The sequence below is a fragment of the Mesorhizobium sp. M0018 genome (assembly GCF_040323955.1).
Classification (GTDB): Bacteria; Pseudomonadota; Alphaproteobacteria; order Rhizobiales; family Rhizobiaceae; genus Mesorhizobium.
Window position 1 is genome coordinate 17,535 of sequence record NZ_JAMYVL010000024.1, and the last position, 19,261, is coordinate 36,795.

General features: G+C 63.4%; 13 protein-coding genes. 4 read left to right on the plus strand and 9 right to left on the minus strand.

The window, feature by feature from the left end:
* The first annotated feature begins 64 nt into the window (after window positions 1–64).
* Together NKJ81_RS26455 and NKJ81_RS26460 are read left to right on the plus strand one after the other, a co-directional pair.
* Complete coding sequence (locus NKJ81_RS26455; protein WP_352542213.1) at window positions 65–2,434, plus strand: trimethylamine N-oxide demethylase; 2,370 nt, start codon at window positions 65–67, stop codon at window positions 2,432–2,434.
* Window positions 2,435–2,707: 273 nt separating this feature from the next.
* Window positions 2,708–4,417 carry a trimethylamine N-oxide permease gene (locus tag NKJ81_RS26460; RefSeq protein ID WP_352542214.1) on the plus strand — a complete coding sequence of 570 codons (1,710 nt, stop codon included), beginning with the start codon at window positions 2,708–2,710 and terminating at the stop codon, window positions 4,415–4,417.
* 146 nt (window positions 4,418–4,563) lie between these two features.
* On the opposite strand, the gene msuE is transcribed toward NKJ81_RS26460, so the two are convergent.
* From msuE to NKJ81_RS26505, 9 genes are all read right to left on the minus strand, one after another.
* A complete protein-coding gene (gene msuE / locus NKJ81_RS26465) occupies window positions 4,564–5,124 on the minus strand; it encodes an FMN reductase (protein ID WP_352542215.1) in 561 nt (186 codons plus the stop codon).
* A 112-nt stretch (window positions 5,125–5,236) separates the two neighbouring features.
* A complete protein-coding gene (locus NKJ81_RS26470) occupies window positions 5,237–6,592 on the minus strand; it encodes an LLM class flavin-dependent oxidoreductase (protein WP_352455214.1) in 1,356 nt (451 codons plus the stop codon).
* Between the two features lie 133 nt (window positions 6,593–6,725).
* Complete coding sequence (locus tag NKJ81_RS26475; protein WP_352542216.1) at window positions 6,726–8,219, minus strand: aldehyde dehydrogenase family protein; 1,494 nt, start codon at window positions 8,217–8,219, stop codon at window positions 6,726–6,728.
* A gap of 70 nt (window positions 8,220–8,289) precedes the next feature.
* The gene (locus tag NKJ81_RS26480; RefSeq protein ID WP_352542217.1) at window positions 8,290–11,430 is read right to left on the minus strand and encodes an efflux RND transporter permease subunit; all 3,141 of its coding nucleotides are present in this window, start codon (window positions 11,428–11,430) and stop codon (window positions 8,290–8,292) included.
* A 208-nt stretch (window positions 11,431–11,638) separates the two neighbouring features.
* On the minus strand, window positions 11,639–12,787 hold the full coding sequence (locus NKJ81_RS26485; RefSeq protein ID WP_352542218.1) for an efflux RND transporter periplasmic adaptor subunit: 1,149 nt from the start codon (window positions 12,785–12,787) through the stop codon (window positions 11,639–11,641).
* A 62-nt stretch (window positions 12,788–12,849) separates the two neighbouring features.
* Window positions 12,850–13,458: a TetR/AcrR family transcriptional regulator gene (locus NKJ81_RS26490; RefSeq protein ID WP_352542219.1), complete on the minus strand. Its 609-nt coding sequence runs from the start codon at window positions 13,456–13,458 to the stop codon at window positions 12,850–12,852.
* 238 nt (window positions 13,459–13,696) lie between these two features.
* A complete protein-coding gene (locus tag NKJ81_RS26495) occupies window positions 13,697–15,337 on the minus strand; it encodes an acyl-CoA synthetase (protein ID WP_352542220.1) in 1,641 nt (546 codons plus the stop codon).
* A 90-nt stretch (window positions 15,338–15,427) separates the two neighbouring features.
* Window positions 15,428–15,757 (minus strand): type II toxin-antitoxin system RelE/ParE family toxin, encoded by a 330-nt coding sequence (locus tag NKJ81_RS26500; protein ID WP_352542221.1) that lies wholly within the window; start codon window positions 15,755–15,757, stop codon window positions 15,428–15,430.
* Window positions 15,758–15,759: 2 nt separating this feature from the next.
* Entirely contained in the window at window positions 15,760–16,005 is a 246-nt protein-coding gene (locus NKJ81_RS26505) for a type II toxin-antitoxin system ParD family antitoxin (protein ID WP_352453248.1), read from the minus strand.
* Between the two features lie 146 nt (window positions 16,006–16,151).
* On the opposite strand from NKJ81_RS26505, the gene NKJ81_RS26510 reads away from it, so the two are divergent.
* Together NKJ81_RS26510 and NKJ81_RS26515 are read left to right on the plus strand one after the other, a co-directional pair.
* On the plus strand, window positions 16,152–17,117 hold the full coding sequence (locus NKJ81_RS26510) for a sugar-binding transcriptional regulator (protein ID WP_352542222.1): 966 nt from the start codon (window positions 16,152–16,154) through the stop codon (window positions 17,115–17,117).
* An 81-nt stretch (window positions 17,118–17,198) separates the two neighbouring features.
* Complete coding sequence (locus tag NKJ81_RS26515; protein ID WP_352542223.1) at window positions 17,199–19,253, plus strand: bifunctional aldolase/short-chain dehydrogenase; 2,055 nt, start codon at window positions 17,199–17,201, stop codon at window positions 19,251–19,253.
* The last annotated feature ends 8 nt before the right edge of the window (window positions 19,254–19,261 follow it).

Below are 19,261 nucleotides of genomic sequence, written 5' to 3' on the forward strand. Positions count from 1 at the left end.
GCTATTCTTCCCGCTAAAATAATTTCACACACAGGCAAACTTGTTTCTCGAAACCAAGGTTGAGATGAGCCAGTCGCCCTACCCCGCCGTCGTCGCCGGACCGCCCCGGCCGAGCGTGATCCTGCGGCCAGGGCAGATTACGTTGCCGGCCGGGATGGAGCGCTACACGGTTCAGGGCAATGGCGCGGTGCTGATCGAGGTCGAGGCCGGCGACATTGTCACCGTGCGCGATGTCGAGGGCGGGCAGGCCTGCGAGCTGCTGGCATGGGACAGCAGCGACGCGACCGATCCCGGCATTCTCGGCGAGAAATCGAACAGCAATGCCGCCGGCATCAAGGCGCTGCTGGCCGAAGGCGACGACAGCCTCGCATCCTTGCGCCGGGGGCTCGAGCGGCGCCAGGTGCAGCTCGACCAGGCGAAGGCGGTTCGCGTTTTCGGCGGCGCCACCCCTGCCGGTACCGAACAGGCTTTTACCGTCGCCCGCGATGGGTCGATGCTGATTGCCGCGCCCGGCGGGCCGATGCTGGTCGACGGCCACGATACGGCGACGCCGCTTAGCGTCATCGTCCGCCGCGCCACCATCCGCCCAGCAGCGAAATCCAGGCTTGCCGACCCGCTGGCCGATCCCGTGCTCGACCTGCGCGTCCATTCGGCGACGGCGGAGGCCTACTTCGTCAAGGCGGGCGACTATCTGCAGATCATCGATGTCGACGGGCGCCAATGCACCGACTTTCAGTGCTTTTCGGCGCGCAAGCTGGACAGGGGCCGCGATCATCCGCTCGACGTGACGACGACGCGCACGCTGATGGGTTCGAGCTATCCGATGCCCGGTCTGCACTCAAAATACTACGACCAGGACATGGAGCCGCTGGTCGAGGTTGTGCAGGACACTTGCGGCCGCCACGATGCATTCGCGCTCGCCTGCGCGGCCAAATATTACGACGACATCGGTTATCCCGGCCATCCCAACTGCTCGGAGAATTTCAACCGCGCGCTGGCCGACAAGGGTGTCACGCCTCGCGCCGGCTGGATGGCGATCAACTTCTTCTTCAACACGGCCATCGACGCGCATGGCGTCGTGGTGTCGGACGAGCCGTGGTCGCGGCCCGGCGACTATGTGCTACTCAAGGCGCTCACGGACATCGTCTGCGTCTCGTCCGCCTGCCCCGACGATACGACGCCGGCCAATGGCTGGAACCTGACCGACATCCATGTGCGAACCTATCCCGGCCAGCACAAATTCTCGCGAGCGATCGCCAGACGCATGACGCCCGATTCGGAACCGAAAATGACCCGCGAGACCGCCTTTCATTCGAGCTTTGCCAAGCACACCCGCAACTTCGTCGAGTACAAGGGCTATTGGCTCGCCAATTCCTTCGCCAAGCAAGGCCCGATCGATGAATACTGGGCCTGCCGGCAGGACGCCGTGATCATGGACCTGTCGCCGCTGCGCAAGTTCGAGGTCACCGGGCCGGACTCCGAGGCGCTGCTGCAATACACGCTGACCCGCGACATCAAGAAGCTCGGCGTCGGCCAGGTCGTCTATTCCGCCATGTGCTACGAGCATGGCGGCATGATCGACGACGGCACGCTGCTCAGGCTCGGCAAGGATAATTTCCGCTGGGTCGGCGGCGACGATCTATCCGGCCAATGGCTGCGGGAAACGGCGCAAAAACTCGGCCTCACCGTGCTGGTGCGCTCCTCGACCGACCAGATGCACAATGTTGCCGTGCAGGGACCGAAAAGCCGCGACGTCCTGCGGCAGATCATCTGGACCTCGCCGCTGCAGCCGTCGATCGACGAACTCGAATGGTTCCGTTTCGCCGTCGCCCGCATCGGCGGCGGCAACGGCATTCCGGTCGTTGTCTCGCGCACCGGTTACACCGGCGAGCTCGGCTACGAGATCTGGTGCCATCCGCGCGACGCCGAAAAGGTGTTCGACGCGATCTGGCAGGCCGGCCAACCGCACGGCCTGAAGCCGATGGGGCTGCAGGCGCTCGATATGGTGCGCATCGAGGCCGGGCTGATCTTTGCTGCTCACGAGTTTTCCGACCAGACGGATCCGTTCGAGGCCGGCATCGGCTTCACCGTACCGCTGAAGACCAAGAGCGACGATTTCATCGGCCGCGAGGCGCTGATCCGGCGCAAGGAAAACCCGCAGAAGAAGCTGGTCGGCCTCGACGTCGACGCCAATATCGCGGTCGGCCACGGCGACTGCGTGCATGTCGGCCGGGCCCAGATCGGCGTCGTCACCTCGGGCATGCGCTCGCCGGTGCTGAACAAGACCATCGCGTTGGCCAGGCTCGACGTCACGCATTCGGCGATCGGCACCGAGGTCGAAATCGGCAAGCTCGATGGTCACAGCAAGCGGCTGCCGGCGCGCGTCGTCGCCTTCGCCCATTACGACCCGCAAAAGACCAGGCCGCGCTCCTGATCGACGCTGTCTGGTTCTTCCCTTCTCCCACAACAAGGGGAGAAAGACCGCACCCGTTGGCAGCGCCAGCGAAGCTCGACTGTTTCACAAACGCAATGTGCACAGCGTCACAAACCACTTGACGTGAAAGCGCCTTGGGTCAATCTTCACTGCTAAGAAAAAAATACTACTGAGCGGAAAACGCCTGGGGCCGTTCAACGTGAGCGTCGATGACGCCTCGCGAGATTGCGGCTGTTGCCGATGGGGAACATCAAAAATGGGGAATCCACGTAAATGAGCACGATAGTCACCACCTTGGTGCCGCCTGCCGAAGGGCAGCTGCACCGGAACATCGATTGGCGCGGCGCCTTCTGGGTGGCAAGCGGCGTTCCGGCCCTTGTCTTGTTTTCGATCGGCGGCATCGCCGGCACCACCGGAACACTGGCCTTCCTGATCTGGGCCGTATCCATGGTCATGGGCTTCCTGCAGTCCTTCACCTATGCGGAGATCGCCGGGCTGTTCCCGAACAAATCCGGCGGCGCCTCGGTCTACGGCGCCACCGCGTGGCTGCGCTATTCGAAATTCATCGCGCCGCTTTCGGTGTGGTGCAACTGGTTCGCCTGGTCGCCGGTGCTGTCGCTCGGCTGCTCGATCGCCGCCGCCTATATCCTCAACGCACTGGCGCCGGTGCCGCTGTTCACCGACACGTCGCCGGAGGTCGCCGCCTATATCGCGGCCCATGCCGGAACCAGCGCCGCCGACGCCATCACCGCGGTCACCGCGGCGGCGACGCCGGCGATCCGTAACTGGACGCTCTACGGTCACACGCTTGGCCCGGTTTCCTTCACCTTCAACGCCACCTTCTTCATCGGCGCGGTGCTGATGCTGATCATCTTCTCGATCCAGCATCGCGGCATCCTGGGCACGGCCAACGTGCAGAAATATATCGGCCTGCTGGTCATCATCCCGATGCTGATCGTCGGCGTGGTGCCGATCGTCACCGGCCAGATCAACTGGGCAAACTTCTCGCCGCTGGTGCCGCTCGCGGCAGCCTATGCGCCGGAGCCCGGCGCGTGGAACATCGCCGGCTGGACGCTGGTGCTCGGCGGCATGTTCATCGCGGCGTGGTCGACCTACGGCTTCGAGACCGCGGTCTGCTACACCTCCGAGTTCAAAAACCCGGGCACCGATACCTTCAAGGCGATCTTCTATTCCGGCCTGTTGTGCATGCTGCTGTTCATCCTGGTGCCGTTCACCTTCCAGGGCGTGCTCGGCTTGAACGGCATGCTGGCGACGCCGATCGTCGACGGCTCCGGCGTTGCCGATGCGCTGGCCGGTATGGTCGGCGGCGGACAGCTGATCCACAGCCTGCTGGTGATGCTGATGATCCTGGCGCTGGTGCTCTGCATCATGACGGCGATGGCCGGCTCCTCGCGCACGCTCTATCAAGGCTCGGTCGACGGCTGGCTGCCGCGCTATCTCAGCCATGTCAACGAGCACGGCGCCCCGACGCGGGCGATGTGGACCGACCTGATCTTCAACCTGATCGTGCTGGCCATCGCCTCGGCCGACGCAACAAGCTTCTTCTTCATCCTCGCCGTGTCGAATTGCGGCTACATCATCTTCAACTTCCTTAACCTCAATGCCGGCTGGATCCACCGCATCGACAATGGCCACATCGCGCGGCCATGGAGGGCGCCGAGCTGGCTGCTCGGCCTCGGCGCCATCTTTGCCTACGTCAACGCGGTCTTCATGGGCGCCGGCGCCAAGGTCTGGAACCCGATGGCATTGTGGGCCGGGCTGATCACGGCAGCCTTGATCATCCCGGTGTTCTGCTTCCGGCACTACATCCAGGACAAGGGCAAATTCCCCGACCACATGCTGGCCGATCTCGGCATGAGCTCGTCCGACCTTGCGGTGAAAAAGGCGGGGATGCTGCCCTATCTGACGCTGGTCGCCGGCGTCGTGGTGATGCTGCTCGCCAACTGGCTGTTCGTCATCTGACGGCTGCGTTGAGGGATCGGGCACGCAAGGCGCGCTCGATTCCTGCATTTTGTTCTTGCTTTGTGCCGGCAGCTATGCTAATAATTTTGGTATGGTGCTGATTCGCCCCGAGACCCGCCGCTGAGGCGGGTTTTTCTTTTTAGGGGCTATTCGGCAGCGGTGCCGGCGCGGGAGCGACCGCCAAGCGCTGCACCGATATCCTCGAGGACCTGTCCGACGCGCGCCTGGATCGTCTCGGACGCAAGCACGCCGTCGATGAAATCCCTGTCCGAAGCGTAGATCGCGGTCGGCAGCGTAAAGGCCTCGAAGAAGCCGAACAGCGGTCTCAGCTGGTGCTCGATGATCAGCGCATGCCGGTCGCCGCCGCCGGTCGCCAGCAGCACCACCGGCTTGCCCCTGAGCGCCGTTGGGTCGACAAGATCGAAGAAGTGTTTGAACAGGCCGGTATAGCTGCCCTTGTAGGTGCGCGAGCCAACGACGAGCACGTCCGCCGCGACGACGCGCTTGAGGATATCGCCCGCTTGCGCATCCAGTTCACGCGCCCATTTGGCGCCACCGAGGCTGGGGCCGAGGTCGACGACGTCATGCGTGCTGGCGGCCAGGCCATATCTGCCGGCTACCTCGTTCACGATACGATCGACGAAGCCGCGCGTCTTGGACGGCCGGGTGAAATTGCCTGAGAAACCGACAACGGCCGGATTGGTCATGATGCAAAGCCCTCGCGATGATTTCGGGCTGCCAGCCCGCTGCTGACCCTATGGACATTCGGGCCGAACGAAAAGAACGGATGCTTGCCACGGTCTAAAATCATTACCGGTTCTAGCCAGCTTTGCGGATCGCTGCCGTCTCAGGTTGGAAGAACCGGTTTGGCGGCCGCTTCAGGCCAAGATTTTCGCGCAGGGTCGATCCTTCGTATTCGCTCCTGAAAATGCCGCGCCGCTGCAATTCGGGCACGATTTTCTCGACGAAATCATCCAATCCGGCGGGAAGATAGGGGAACATGACGTTGAACCCGTCCGAGCCTTCGGTGACCAGCCATTCCTCCATCTCGTCGGCGATGGTTTTCGAAGTGCCGACGAAGGCAAGACCGGAATAGCCGCCCAGCCGCTGCGCAAGCTGCCTGACGGTCAGGTTTTCCTTGCGCGCCAGTTCGATGACGCGCTCGCGGCCGCTCTTGCTGGCGTTGCTTTCCGGGATTTCGGGCAAGACTGAATCCGGATCGAACCGCGACGCGTCGTGGCCGAGCGCGATCGACAGCGAGGCGACGCCGCTCTCGTAGTAGACGAGGCTGTCGAGCTTGGCCCGCTTCGTCTGCGCCTCCTCGACGGTCTCGCCGACAATGACGAAGGCGCCGGGCAGGATCTTGATGTCGTCGCGCGACCGGCCAAGTTTTTGCGCACGTTTCTTGACGTCGGCAAAGAAGCGCTGCCCCGAGGCGAGATCGGCATGGGCGGCGAAGATCACCTCGGCCGTTTCCGCCGCGAGCTGCCGTCCGGCCTCCGACGCGCCGGCCTGCACGATGACCGGCCAGCCCTGCACCGGCCGCGCGATATTGAGCGGTCCCCGCACCGAAAGATATTCGCCCTTATGGTCGAGCACATGCAGCTTCGCCGGATCGAAATAGAGCCCGCTTTCGGCGTCGCGGATGAAGGCATCGTCGGCAAAACTGTCCCACAGGCCGGTGACGACATCGTAAAACTCCCGCGCCCGGCGATAGCGCTCGTCGTGCTCGACATGCTCGTCGAGGCCGAAATTCAGCGCGGCGTCGGGATTGGATGTGGTGACGATATTCCAGCCGGCGCGCCCGCCGCTGATATGGTCGAGAGAGGCGAAACGACGGGCGATGTGGTACGGCGCGTCGAACGTCGTCGAGGCGGTTGCGATCAGCCCGATACGATCGGTGACGGCGGCAAGCGCCGACAACAGCGTGAACGGCTCGAAGGACGTGACCGTGTGGCTGCGCCGCAGCGCCTCGATCGGCATGTTGAGCACGGCCAGGTGGTCGGCCATGAAGAAGGCGTCGAACTTTGCCGCTTCCAGCCTTTGCGCGAAGTGCTTGAGATGCGCGAAATTGAAGTTGGCGTCGGGATAGGCGCCCGGGTAGCGCCAGGCGCCGGTATGAAGGCTGACGGGCCGCATGAAAGCGCCAAGCCGCAATTGTCGATTTTCTGCCATGGAAAAATGCACCGATGACGACGAGCGTAACGCTCCAATTGCTCGAGCATGGGATGGCTTTGCGGCCATGGGAAGGAATTCTGTTTTGCAAAACCGGCGTCGGGGAGCATTTTTTGTGCGGGCGGCGGACCGATCAATCGATCTTGATGAACACGCCCTTGGTGTTAAGATATTCGGCGAGGTGCTCGGCGCCGCCCTCGCGGCCGTAGCCGCTCATCTTGTAGCCGCCGAAGGGCACGGCCGGATCGATGGCGTGATAGGTATTGACCCAGACCGAGCCGGCGCGGATCTTGCGCGACAGCTGGTGGGCGGTGGCGAGATTTTGGGTGAAGACCCCTGCAGCCAGGCCGTAAGGCGTGTTGTTGGCCCGCTCGACTGCCTCGTCCAGCGTATCGAACGGCAAGGCTGAAATTACCGGCCCGAAGATCTCCTCACGGGCGATCTTCATGTCGTCCGAGACGCCGGCAAAGACGGTCGGCGCGACGAAATTGCCGGCGCCAAGCGCGCCTTCCACAAGCCGGGTGCCTCCGGTGACGAGTTTCGCCCCTTCCGCGGTGCCGGCCTCGAGGTAACCGGTGACCCGTTGCAGCTGCTTTTCGGAGACGAGCGGACCGATCTCGGTCGCCGGGTCGATGCCGTCGCCGACCCTGAGACCCTTGGCGTATGCCGCGAGCCGCTCGACGAACTCGTCATGGACGGCGCGTTCGACGAAAAGGCGCGAACCGGCGATGCAGATCTGGCCGGAATTGGCGAACACCGACATCGCCGCCACCGGCACCGCCTTGTCGAGATCGGCATCGGCGCAGACGATGACCGGCGACTTGCCGCCGAGCTCCAGCGAGACGCGCTTGAGGTTGCCGGCCGAGGCCCGCACGATCGACCGACCGGTCGCCGTCGACCCGGTGAAGACGATCTTGTCGACGCCCATGTGCTCGGCGAGTGCGGCACCTGCCTCGGTGCCGGTGCCGGTGACGATGTTGACGACGCCTTCCGGGACGCCGGCCTCGTTCATGATGTCGGCGATCAAAAGCGGCGTCAGCGGCGCCTCTTCCGATGGTTTCAGCACGATGGTGCAGCCGGTCGCCAGCGCCGGGCCGATCTTCCAGATCGACGCCGCCGTTGGCGCGTTCCAGGGAATGATGGCGCCGACGACGCCGACCGGCTCCTTGCGGGTGAAAGAGACGATTTCGCCGGGCAGCGAGTTGTCGATCGTCTCGCCGTGCAGCGCCGTCGCCATGCCGGCATAGTAGCGCAGCATGCCGATGACCCGGTTGCGATTGGCGCGGGTGCGTATGATCGGCATGCCCATGTCGGTGGTGTCGGAGCGGCTGATCTCTTCCCAGTGCTTTTCGAAGAGGTCGGCGATCCTCAGCAGCAGCACCTGGCGCTCATAAGGCTTGAACCGGCTCCACGGGCCCTCGAACGCCTTGCGCGCAGCAGTCACCGCCAAGTCGATGTCCTGGCGGTCGGCGCGCGGCACCGTGGCGATGACCGCGCCGGTGGCGGGATTGCGGCTCTCCGTGGTCCGGCCGGAGCGGGCATCGACCCAGCCGTCGCCGATGAGCATCCGGCGATGGCGCCCGTCGATCGGCAGCCGCAGCGGTGCCTTTGTCTGAGCCATGGTCATGACGGTCCTCCTCCGGCGCCTACGCCTGGTGGGCGGATTAAACCGCCGGAGGTCACATTTGCCAACAGCTCTATTCGGCCGCCAGGGCCAGTTGCGGCCTTTCGCTTTCTTCTGCCACCTTGGCCGCCTCTTCCGTTGCCACCACCTTCTTGGGCTCCCTGCCGAAGAACAGCGCATAGGCTGCCGGCAGGACAAGGATGGTCAGCACCGTGGCGACGAGAATGCCGCCCATCATGGCGTAGGCGAGCGGCCCCCAGAAGACGCCGCGCGAGATCGGGATCAGCGCCAGCACCGCCGTCAGCGCCGTCAGCACGATCGGCCGGAAGCGGCGCACCGCCGAGCCGATGATGGCCTCGGAACGCTCCACGCCGGCGGCGATGTCCTGGTCGATCTGATCGACCAGGATGATCGAGTTGCGCATGATGATGCCGAGCAGGGCGATGACACCGAGGATGGCGACGAAGCCGAACGGGGCGCCGCTGATCAAAAGTGCCGCCGCCGCGCCGATGATGCCGAGCGGACCGGTGGCCAGCACCAGCATGGCCTTGCCGAAATGCTGCAGCTGGATCATCAGCAGCACGACGATGACGGCCAGCATGATCGGCGCTTTCGCCGCAATCGAGGCCTGGCTTTCGGCCGCATCCTCGGCGCCGCCCTGGATCTCGATCTTGTAGCCGGGTGCGAGGCTGGCGCGCAGGCCCTGCATCTCGCTGTACATTTTCATGGCGACATCGTTCGGCTGCACGCCGTCCGGCAGCGTGGCGCGTACGCTGATGGTCGGCAAGCGGTCGCGCCGCCATTCGACGCCTTGCTCCAGCACCGGGACCACCTTGGCGACCTGCGACAGGGGCACGGAGCCGCCGAAATCGGTCGGGATGTAGACGGAGTCGACCGCCGACAGCAGGTGACGGCTTGCCTCCGGCTCACGGGCGACGATCGAAACCGTCTCCTCGCCGTCGCGGAAGTCATCGAGCGGCGCTCCCGACATGGCCGCCTGCAGCGTCTGGCGGATGCGCTGCGAGGTGACGCCGAGCGCACGGGCGCGATCCTGGTCGATCACCAGCTTCATCGTCGGCACCGGCTCCAGCCAGTCGTCGTGGATGGCGCCGAGCAGCAGATTTGCCTGGAACTTCGCCTTCACCTCGTCGGCGATGCGGCGCACCTCCTGGCGATCCGGACCCATGACGCGCATCTGCACCGGCCAGCCGGTCGGCGGACCAAGGAACAGGCGGTCGACCTTGGCGCGGATCGATGGGAAATCATTGGCCAGGATGGTGCGCAGCTTGACAATCAGCCGCTCGCGGGCCGGTTCGTCATTGGCCATCACCAGAAGCTGGGCGAAGTTCGGATTGCGAAGCTGCTGGTCGAGCGGCAGGAAGAAGCGCGGCGCGCCTTCGCCGACATAGGTGGCGATGAAGCGCTTGTCCTTGTCGTCCATCATCCTGGCTTCGAGCGCCTTGGCCTGGGTCTCGACTTCCTTGATGCTGGTGCCTTCCGGCAGCCAGAGGTCGACAAGGATTTCCGGGCGCGACGATTGCGGGAAGAAATTCTGCGGGATGAACTGGAACGCCCACAGGCTGGTGGCAAACGTCATCAGCGTCATCACCAGGACAATGATGCGGTGGCGCACCGCCCATGCAACGGTCGAGCGAAGACGGCGGTAGAAGCGCGTGTCGAAGACATCGTGATGGTTGCCGGCGTGCTTGCGCTGCTTCAGGATCATGTGGCCGAGCCACGGCGTGAAATAGACCGCCGCGAACCAGGACACGACCAGCGCGATGCCGACGACGTAAAACAGGGTCCGCACATATTCGCCGGCCGTCGAGGCCGCGAAACCGACGGGGATGAAGCCGGCCGTGGTGATCAGCGTGCCGGTCAGCATCGGGAAGGCGGTCGAGGAATAGGCGAAGCTCGCCGCCTCGACCTTGACCAAGCCTTCCTCGAGCTTTCGCTCCATCATTTCGACGACGATCATCGCGTCGTCGACCAAGAGGCCAAGGGCGATGATCAGCGCGCCGAGCGAAATGCGCTGCAGGTCGATGCCGAGCTCGTACATGATGGCGAACGTGGCGGCCAGGACCAGCGGAATGACGATCGCGATCACCAGGCCCGAGCGCCAGCCGATCGACAGGAACGATACGAAAAGCACGATCAGCAGCGCTTCGCCGAGCGCTTCCATGAACTCGCTCACAGCCTCCTTCACGACATGCGGCTGGTCGGAAATCTGATCGACCGAAACGCCATAGGGCAGCGCCTCTTCGAAGCGCTTATAGGTCGCTTCGACGTCCTTGCCGACGTCGGTGACGTTGAAGCCCTTGGCCATGACGACGCCGAGCTGGACGCTGTCGTGACCGTTGAAACGGTATTTGCGCTGGTACGGATCCTCGAGGCCGGAGGTCACGGTGGCGATGTCGCCGAGGCGCGTCACCTGGTTGCCGGCGCGCAGGCGAAGCTCGCGGATGTCGGCCGCCCTGGTAACATCGCCCTCGACCGAAATGCGCACCGAACGCTGGCCGGTGTCGACCGAACCTGCCGGGTCGACATTGTTCTGGCCTTGGATCGCATTCTGCAGGTCGGTCAACGTCAGGCCGCGTTCGGCAAGCACCTTGGATGAAACGTCGATGTAGAGCTTTTCCGGCTGGTCGCCGATGATCACGGCCTTCTCGACACCGGGCGTCGTCAGCAGCATGTCGCGCGCCTGGATGGCGAATTTCTTCAGCTCGGGATAGCTGTAGCCGTCGCCGCTGATCGAATGCAGGGTGATGAACGTGTCGCCGAATTCGTCATTGAAGTAGGGCCCGAGCAGCCCTTGCGGCAGCTCATTGGCGATATCGCCGACCTTCTTGCGCACCTGATAGAAAGCATCGGCGACCTGCGCCGGATTGGTGTCGCCCTTGACCTGCAAGGTGATGATGGCGCTGCCGGCGCGGGTGTAGGAGCGGACGAAATCGAGGTGCGGCGTTTCCTGCAGCTTGCGCTCGATCTTGTTGACGACCTGGTCCTCCATCTCCTTGATCGAGGAGCCTGGCCAGATCGCCTGGACGACCATGACGCGGAAGGTGAAATCGGGGTCTTCCTTCTGGCCCATGCGCATCAGGCCGAGTGCACCGGCGACGATGATCAGCCCGAACAGGAAGCGGGCAATGCTCGGATGGCCGATTGCCCAGCGCGAAAGATTGAAAGACCGCTTTTCATTGGTGTCGATGGTCATCGGCGTCAGTCCGTTTCAATTTGATCAACAGAGCACGCGCTTTCGCATGCCCAAGGAACTTCCGATGTGGGCTTCCGGGCGGCGTGGCTTTCCGAGTTGAGAGATCTACATCGCGGTGGGACGCGAGGATCGACGTGGGGGTTACATCGACCTGAGATCTCGAAAATCGGGGGCGCCTGCCGCCCGGAAACCGTGAATTGCCTGGCCGTCAGCGCAAGCGCCTTGCAGCGTCATCGGCCGACGCCGACTGTTGCGCCGCATCACCGGTCAGCTTGACTTTCAGATTCTCGGTCATGAACTGCGTGCCGGCGGCGACGACGACGTCACCCGGCTTCAGCCCATCGGCGACACTGACGCCGTCGGGGGTGAAGGCGGCGACCTTGACCGGATGCGCATGGACGGTCCCGCCGTTGCGGTCGACTGTCCAGACGATCGATTGGCTGTCCTTCTGCGCCAACGCAGCCAGCGGGATCGACACCAGCTGCTGCCGGTTGTCCACCGCGGCTTCGATGGAGGCGGTCATGCCTAGCAGCACGCGAGGATCGTTGGGCAGGCTGACGCGAACGGCAAAGGTGCGCGACTGCGGATCGGCGCTGCCGGCGACTTCGCGGACCTTGCCGTCGAGCGTCAGCGCCTCATCGGACCAGAAGCCAGCCTTGACGGTCTTGCCCGGCTTGAATTCGGCAATATCGGTTTCCGGAACAGCGATCAGGACTTCCTTCTCGCCGTCGATGGCAACGGTCACCACCGGCGTGCCGGAGCCGACAACCTGGCCGACATCGGCGGCAACTGATGTGACGATGCCGTTCTTGTCCGCCTTGAGATCGGTATAGCGGACCTGGTTCTGTGCCTGGGCAAGCTGCGAGCGGGCGGAGTCTCGCGTGGCGACCGCCTGATTATAGGCGAGCGTCGCCTGCTCGAGCTGCGACTTCGGGGCGAAATTCTTGGCGTAGAGCTGTTCGGCCCGCTTGCGCGTAAGCTCGACTGTCTCGACCTGACGGTCGGCAGCATCGAGGCTGGCCTGAGAGCTTCTCACCGAGAGCTCGTAGTCGGTGGGATCGACGCGGGCGAGAACGTCACCCGGCTTGACGCGGTCACCGATGTCGACAAGGCGCTCGGTGATCTTGCCGTTGATGCGAAAGCCGAGATTCATCTCGGTGCGGGCACGCACCGATCCGGAATAGGAAAGCTGACGGGTATCGCTCGCCTTGGCGATCTCGACCACCTTGACCGGGCGGATGATCTCGGTGACCTCGGCTTTCTCCTGCGAGCAGCCGGCGAGGCCGAGAGCGGCAACGACAATCAGTGCCAGGCCGGCGGCCGGTCGCCTGTAGGTGATGGACTTGGACAAAGACACTTTTCGTACTCCCGAATTGTGGAGATGAATTGCCGACATCACCGCCCGACGGGCGGCAATGGTCATTTCTTCAAGGCTCTGATGGCAAACTCGGTAAGCTCGTCCGGCGTCGCCCGGTTCTTCTTGGCGAGGCACTGGGCCATCATCTGTGGATGAGAGAGGCTGATAATGGCAGCACCGAAACACCGGGAAGCGACTACCGGATCCTGATCGACGAACTCGCCGGTGGCGATGCCCTCGCGGATCACGTCAGCGACCAGGTCGTGGATGCGGTCGATGTGCTTTTCGATGACATGCCAGTCGCGCTCGATGGCGACGATGACCATCTCGTGCACCTTCTCCTGGTCGATCATGGTTTCCAGCGTCCACTGATAGTGCGTATGCACGTAGCGGCGGAGCTTTTCGCTGGCGGTGCCGGAACCATGGCAGGCTTCGTAGCTCAACCGGTAGCAGGTCTCGAGCATACGGCCGCAAACCGCCTGATGGATTTCCACCTTGGAGGCGAAGAAGCGGTAGATGTTGGCAGTCGACATGCCGAGTTCGCGCGCAATGTCGGCGACGTTGGTCTTGCCGTAGCCGTAGTGGCGGAACAATCGCTCCGCGCAATCCAGGATGCGCGTGACATTTTCCTGGCGGGCGGAATCGGCGGTGGTGTCTAGGGTTTCAAGCATCTCGTTGGCCAAATTTACGACTGACGAATTTAGAATTTCGTCACTCGTAAATTGAAAACCATCACCTGTCAAGGCACGATTTTGGCTACTAGTGACAGATGGTGACATCCCCCGACGGAGTTGGCCCACGAAACGCATGTGGTTTCCGCCGGGCGCGCCTGCAACGCCGCCCCGTGTTTTTTTGCGAAGGATCTTGAAAAGATGCTTTCCGAAATCGGTTCCGTTTTCGGATCAGGCCCTAAGGCTGCTTTGCCATCTCCCGCAGCCGGAACTTCTGGATCTTGCCCGTCGAAGTCTTCGGGATTTCCGCGAAGATCACCGCTTTCGGCACCTTGAAGCGGGCGAGCAGCGCGCGGCAGTGCTCGACTACCTCCGCCTCGGTCGCCGCCTTGCCCGGCTTCAGCTCGACATAGGCGACTGGCACCTCGCCCCATTTGTCGTCGTACCTAGCGACAACGCCGCAGGAGCCGACTGCGGGATGCTTGTACAGCGCCTCCTCGACCTCGATCGAGGAGATGTTTTCGCCGCCGGAGATGATGATGTCCTTGGAACGGTCCTTGAGCTGGATGTAGCCGTCCGGATGTATGACGCCGAGGTCGCCCGAATGGAACCAGCCGCCGGCAAAGGCCTCGTCGCTCGCCTTGCGGTTCTTGAGATAGCCTTTCATGACGATGTTGCCGCGGAACATCACCTCGCCGATGGTCTCGCCGTCGGCCGGCGTCTCTTGCATCGTCTGCGGGTCCATCACAGTCAGGCCTTCGAGCGCGGCGTAGCGCACGCCTTGCCTGGCCTTCTTCGCCGCCCTCGCCCCTTTCTCCAGCCGGTCCCACTCGCCGTGCCATTCGTTGACGACGGCCGGGCCATAGGTTTCGGTCAGGCCGTAGAGATGGGTGACGGCAAAGCCCGCATCGGCCATGCCCGACAGCACCGCCTCAGGCGGCGGCGCTGCGGCGGTGTTGAAGGTGACGGTCTGCGGGAATTGCCGCTTGTCCTCGTCCAAGGCGTTGATCAGCACCGACATGACGATGGGTGCACCGCACAGATGGGTGACGCCGTGATCGGCGATGGCGTCGTAGATCGGCTTCGGCCGCACCCAGCGCAGGCAGACATGCGTGCCGGCCTGCACGGCAAGCGTCCAGGGAAAGCACCAGCCGTTGCAGTGGAACATCGGCAGCGTCCACAGATAGACCGGGTGCTTGCCCATCCCGGCATGGATGGTGTTGGCATAGGCCATCAGTGCCGCGCCGCGGTGGTGACAGACGACGCCCTTCGGATTGCCTGTCGTGCCGGAGGTGTAGTTGAGCGAAATGGCATCCCATTCATCGTCCGGCATCGACCAGGCGAAATCCTCGTCGCCGTCGGCGACAAACGCCTCGTAGTCCAGCGTGCCGATCCGCTCGCCCTTGGCATAGGGCGCATCGGCGGCATAGTCGGGATCGTCGTAATCGATCAGCAGCGGCCTGACCTTGGCCAGCGTCAGCGCTTGCCGAACCACGCCGGCGAATTCGCGGTCGACGATCAGCACCTTGCTTTCGGCGTGATCGAGCTGGAAGGCAATGACGGCGGCGTCGAGGCGGGTGTTGAGCGAATGCAGCACCGCCCTGGTCATCGGCACGCCGAAATGCGCTTCCAGCATCGGCGGTGTGTTGGACAGCATGACGGTGACGGTGTCGCCCTTGCCGATACCGCGCTTCGCCAGCGCCGAGGCAAGCCTCAGCGAGCGCTTCCAGAAATCGCGATAGGTCGTGCGTTGGCGGCCATGGATGATGGCGGTCTGGTCGGGAAAGGTTTTTGCCGCCCGCTCAAAATAGGTGAGCGGCGTCAGCGGCTGGTGGTTGGCCGGATTCCTGTCGAGATCCTGTTCGTAGGGATTGCCCATCCCGTCCTCCGCAATGTCTGGTCGAGCCTTCTTACCACCAGATCCTGAGCGCGTACTGGATTCGTGCACCGCCATCAGACACTTCGCCCATTACTTGGGACGCCCCTCCCCGCCCTCACCCTCCGGCCACAAAGCGTCGATGTCCCGATGCCCTTCCACGATATTCGCCACTTCGAAAAAGTCGCCATTATAGCGGAAGAAAATCACGTATCCCCTGAAAGCGAAACTTCGGACGTCCGGCCGGAGTTCGGGACGAGCACGACCAATCGTCGCCGGCAAGCTCGCCAGATCACGGCATTTCTGGCGCAGAGCATCCACAAAACGCCCGCCAATCAATAGGCTGCCGCTTTCACGAGTGAGGTATTCAAGGATATTGACCAAATCTGCTTGTGCCGACGGCAACATGCGCAGCCGTGGCACTCCTAAAAGCCTTCCCTTGCGAGTTGCTTGGCCTTGGCTTCCAAGGCGGCGTCAATATCCTGCTCGGTGGCTTCGCCGCCTTCAGCAAACGACTTGTCCACCATGGCACGGAGCGCCTTCAGCTTTTCCTCGCGCTCTTCGACAAGGCGCAGGCCCTCGCGCACGACTTCGCTGGCAGAACCGTAGCGGCCGCGCTTGACGATGTTGGAAACAAAGGTTTCCCAACGCTCTCCCAATGATACGTTCATTGTCGGACCTCCTGATTGGTTTATTGTACCGAGATAACAGCAAATGCGCAATTACTGACATCCAGAATGCCAGGTGTCGGATCAGGTGCGCAGTCTAAGGTTTGACTTTTGTCGAGAGCCGTGAATAATGTCAGCGAGGAGATGGCATGGCGATCCGACCGGCAGAACAGCTTATCCACAAGGCCGCCTGGCTTTACTATGCACACGGCCTGCGCCAGGACCAGGTGGCCAGCCAGCTCAAGATTTCCCGTGCCTCGGTGGCGATGTATCTGCGCAAGGCGCGCGAGACCGGCATCGTCAACATCTCGACCTCGACCCAGCTTTTCACCGACGACGTGCTGGCGCGCAAGCTGGAAGACGCGCTGAAGCTCGACGCGGTCTGGATCGCGCCGGAAAACGGCTATGTCGCCGACCCCTCGACCGACATCGCGGTGCTGGCGGCAAGCGTCTTTCTCGAGCTGGTCAGGAAGGGCGACCGTATCGGCGTCGCCTGGGGGCGGACCATCTACACCATCGCCGACATCATGTCCTATGCCGATCTGCAGGACGTCACCGTGGTGCAGCTCTGCGGCAATCTGGGCGCCCCCTATTCGTACCGGCCGGACCAGTGCACCATGGAAATCGCGCGCCGGCTCAACGCCAAGGGGCTGAATTTCTACGCGCCGCTGGTGCTGACGACGGAAGAACTGGCACGCGGCCTGCGCGCCGAGCCGGTGATCCGCGAGCAATTGTCGGGCATCGGTGAGTGCGACCTGGCGCTGTATTCGGTCGGCTCGGTGGACACCGACAGCCATCTGGTCAAATGCGGCGCGCTGACCGAGAGCGAAATGGCTGCATTGCGCAAGGCGGGTGCGGCCGGCGTCATCGCCGGGCAGATCATCGACGCCCGAGGCCAGGCGCTCGACTGCAGCTACAACCGCCGGCTGATTTCGGCAGAGCTGTCATCGCTGCGCAGTATCGAAAAGCGCCTTGTGGTGGTGCAGGAGGACAGCAAGTTCGAACCGCTCGTCGCGGCGATCGCCGGCGGGCTCTGCACCCATCTGGTCGTAGGCGCGCGCATGGCGCGACGGCTGCTCGACCATGCCGGAGCAGCAGCAAAAGAGGTCGCCTGATACCTAGAGCCGCCGACGCATTGTCATCAAGGCGTCGCGGTATTCCTGTTCACAATAAAAGAGAAATCGGACGAAGCTGACATGAAGAACCTGTGGAATGACGGCGAGGCGGAGAAGCTGGTCGCCGACTATGCAAAGAAGGGTGTGGCCCGCGACCTGGCGCTGCGCGTCTATACGACCAGGCTGCTGGGCGGCGAGCCGCGGCTCGTCCTCCATGGCGGCGGCAACACATCGTGCAAGACCAAGGCCACCGACCTTGTCGGCGACGAATGGGACGTGCTCTGCGTCAAGGGCAGCGGCTGGGACATGGGCGTCATCGAGCCGCAGGGCCTGCCGGCGGTCAAGCTCGGCGCGCTGTTGAAGGCGCGGTCGCTCAAGAAGCTCTCCGACGAGGACATGGTCGCGCTGCAGCGGGCGAACCTCATCGATCCGTCCTCGCCCAACCCTTCGGTCGAGACGCTGCTGCACGCCTTCCTGCCGCACAAATTCGTCGACCACACCCATTCGACGGCGATCCTGGCCATCGTCGACCAGGAGGACAGCGAGGCGCTGAGCCGGAAGGTGTTCGGCGAGAAAATGGGATTCGTGCCTTACATCATGCCGGGCTTCGATCTGGCCAAGGCGGCCGCCGATGTATTCGACGCCGATCCGACGGTCGAAGGCCTGATCCTCGACAAGCACGGCATCTTCACCTTCGGCGACGATGCCAGGCAGGCCTATGACCGGATGATCCATTATGTGAACGTCGCCGAGGATTTCATCGCTGGGAACGGCAAGCCGCGCACCGAAAAGGTGGCACTGCCGGCCAGGCTGGCGAAGCCCGCGGAGATTGCGCCGATGCTGCGCGGCGCAGTGGCGGTGGCACGCGGCGAAGGCCGCTTCGACCGGATGATCAGCGATTTCCGCACCTCGGATGCGATCGTGGATTTCATCAATTCGGCAAAAATTGCCGACTATGCCGGCCGCGGTGTGTCGACACCCGACCTGTCGATCCGCATCAAGACCGGACCGATGGCATTGCCGGCGCCCGACGCGGACAAGGTCGGCGACTACAAATCCGTCATCCGCCAGCATGTCGAGAAATTCGCCAAGGACTATCGCGCCTATTTCGAAACCAATGATGCGCTCGACGACGTGAAGCGCACCATGCTCGACCCGATGCCGCGGCTGACGCTGGTGCCCGGCCTCGGCATGTTCGGCCACGGCCGCACGCTGAAGGATGCGAAGATCGCCTCCGACGTCGGCGAAATGTGGATCGAGGCGGTACGCGGCGCCGAAGCCGTCGGCGATTTCCGCCCGCTCTCCAAAGCCGACCTGTTCCCGCTCGAATACTGGTCGCTGGAACAGGCCAAGCTCGCCGCCAACAAGCCGAAGCCGCTGACCGGCCAGGTGATGCTGGTCACCGGCGGCGCCGGCGCGATCGGTGCTGCCACCGCAAAGCTGTTCGCCGACAACGGTGCCCATGCCGTCGTCGTCGATCTCGATGCGTCAAGGGCTGCCGAGGCGGCAAAAAAAGCCGGCAACGGTTCGATCGGCATTGGCGCCGACATCACCGAACCGGTGCAGATGCGCGCCGCCTTCGACAAAGCGGTCGAGGTCTACGGCGGCCTCGACATTCTTGTCTCCAATGCCGGTGCTGCCTGGGAGGGCCGGATCGGCGAGCTCGACGACGCCACCTTGCGCAAGAGTTTCGAACTCAATTTCTTCGCCCACCAGTCGGCGGCGCAGAATGCCGTGCGCATCATGCTGGAACAGGGCACCGGCGGCGTGCTGTTGTTCAATACCTCCAAGCAGGCGGTCAATCCGGGGCCGAAGTTCGGCGCCTATGGCATTCCCAAGGCGGCAACGCTGTTTTTGTCCAGGCAATATGCCCTCGACTACGGTGCCCATGGCATCCGCTCCAATGCCGTCAACGCCGACCGCATCCGTTCGGGGCTGTTGACCGACGCCATGATCGCCAGCCGCTCGGGCGCGCGCGGCGTGTCGGAGAAGGAGTACATGTCGGGCAACCTGCTCGGGCAGGAAGTGACGGCAGAAGACGTCGCCCAGGCCTTTCTGCATCAAGCGCTGGCCGAGCGGACCACCGCCGATGTGACGACGGTCGACGGCGGCAACATCGCGGCTGCGTTGAGATAGCCCCTGAT

Coding starts and splice junctions, on each gene's coding strand:
- NKJ81_RS26455 (WP_352542213.1), top strand. CDS start 65: ATGAGCCAGTCGCCCTACCCCGCCGTCGTCGCCGGACCGCCCCGGCCG.
- NKJ81_RS26460 (WP_352542214.1), top strand. CDS start 2,708: ATGAGCACGATAGTCACCACCTTGGTGCCGCCTGCCGAAGGGCAGCTG.
- msuE (WP_352542215.1), bottom strand. CDS start 5,124: ATGACCAATCCGGCCGTTGTCGGTTTCTCAGGCAATTTCACCCGGCCG.
- NKJ81_RS26470 (WP_352455214.1), bottom strand. CDS start 6,592: ATGGCAGAAAATCGACAATTGCGGCTTGGCGCTTTCATGCGGCCCGTC.
- NKJ81_RS26475 (WP_352542216.1), bottom strand. CDS start 8,219: ATGACCATGGCTCAGACAAAGGCACCGCTGCGGCTGCCGATCGACGGG.
- NKJ81_RS26480 (WP_352542217.1), bottom strand. CDS start 11,430: ATGACCATCGACACCAATGAAAAGCGGTCTTTCAATCTTTCGCGCTGG.
- NKJ81_RS26490 (WP_352542219.1), bottom strand. CDS start 13,458: ATGCTTGAAACCCTAGACACCACCGCCGATTCCGCCCGCCAGGAAAAT.
- NKJ81_RS26495 (WP_352542220.1), bottom strand. CDS start 15,337: ATGGGCAATCCCTACGAACAGGATCTCGACAGGAATCCGGCCAACCAC.
- NKJ81_RS26505 (WP_352453248.1), bottom strand. CDS start 16,005: ATGAACGTATCATTGGGAGAGCGTTGGGAAACCTTTGTTTCCAACATC.
- NKJ81_RS26510 (WP_352542222.1), top strand. CDS start 16,152: ATGGCGATCCGACCGGCAGAACAGCTTATCCACAAGGCCGCCTGGCTT.
- NKJ81_RS26515 (WP_352542223.1), top strand. CDS start 17,199: ATGAAGAACCTGTGGAATGACGGCGAGGCGGAGAAGCTGGTCGCCGAC.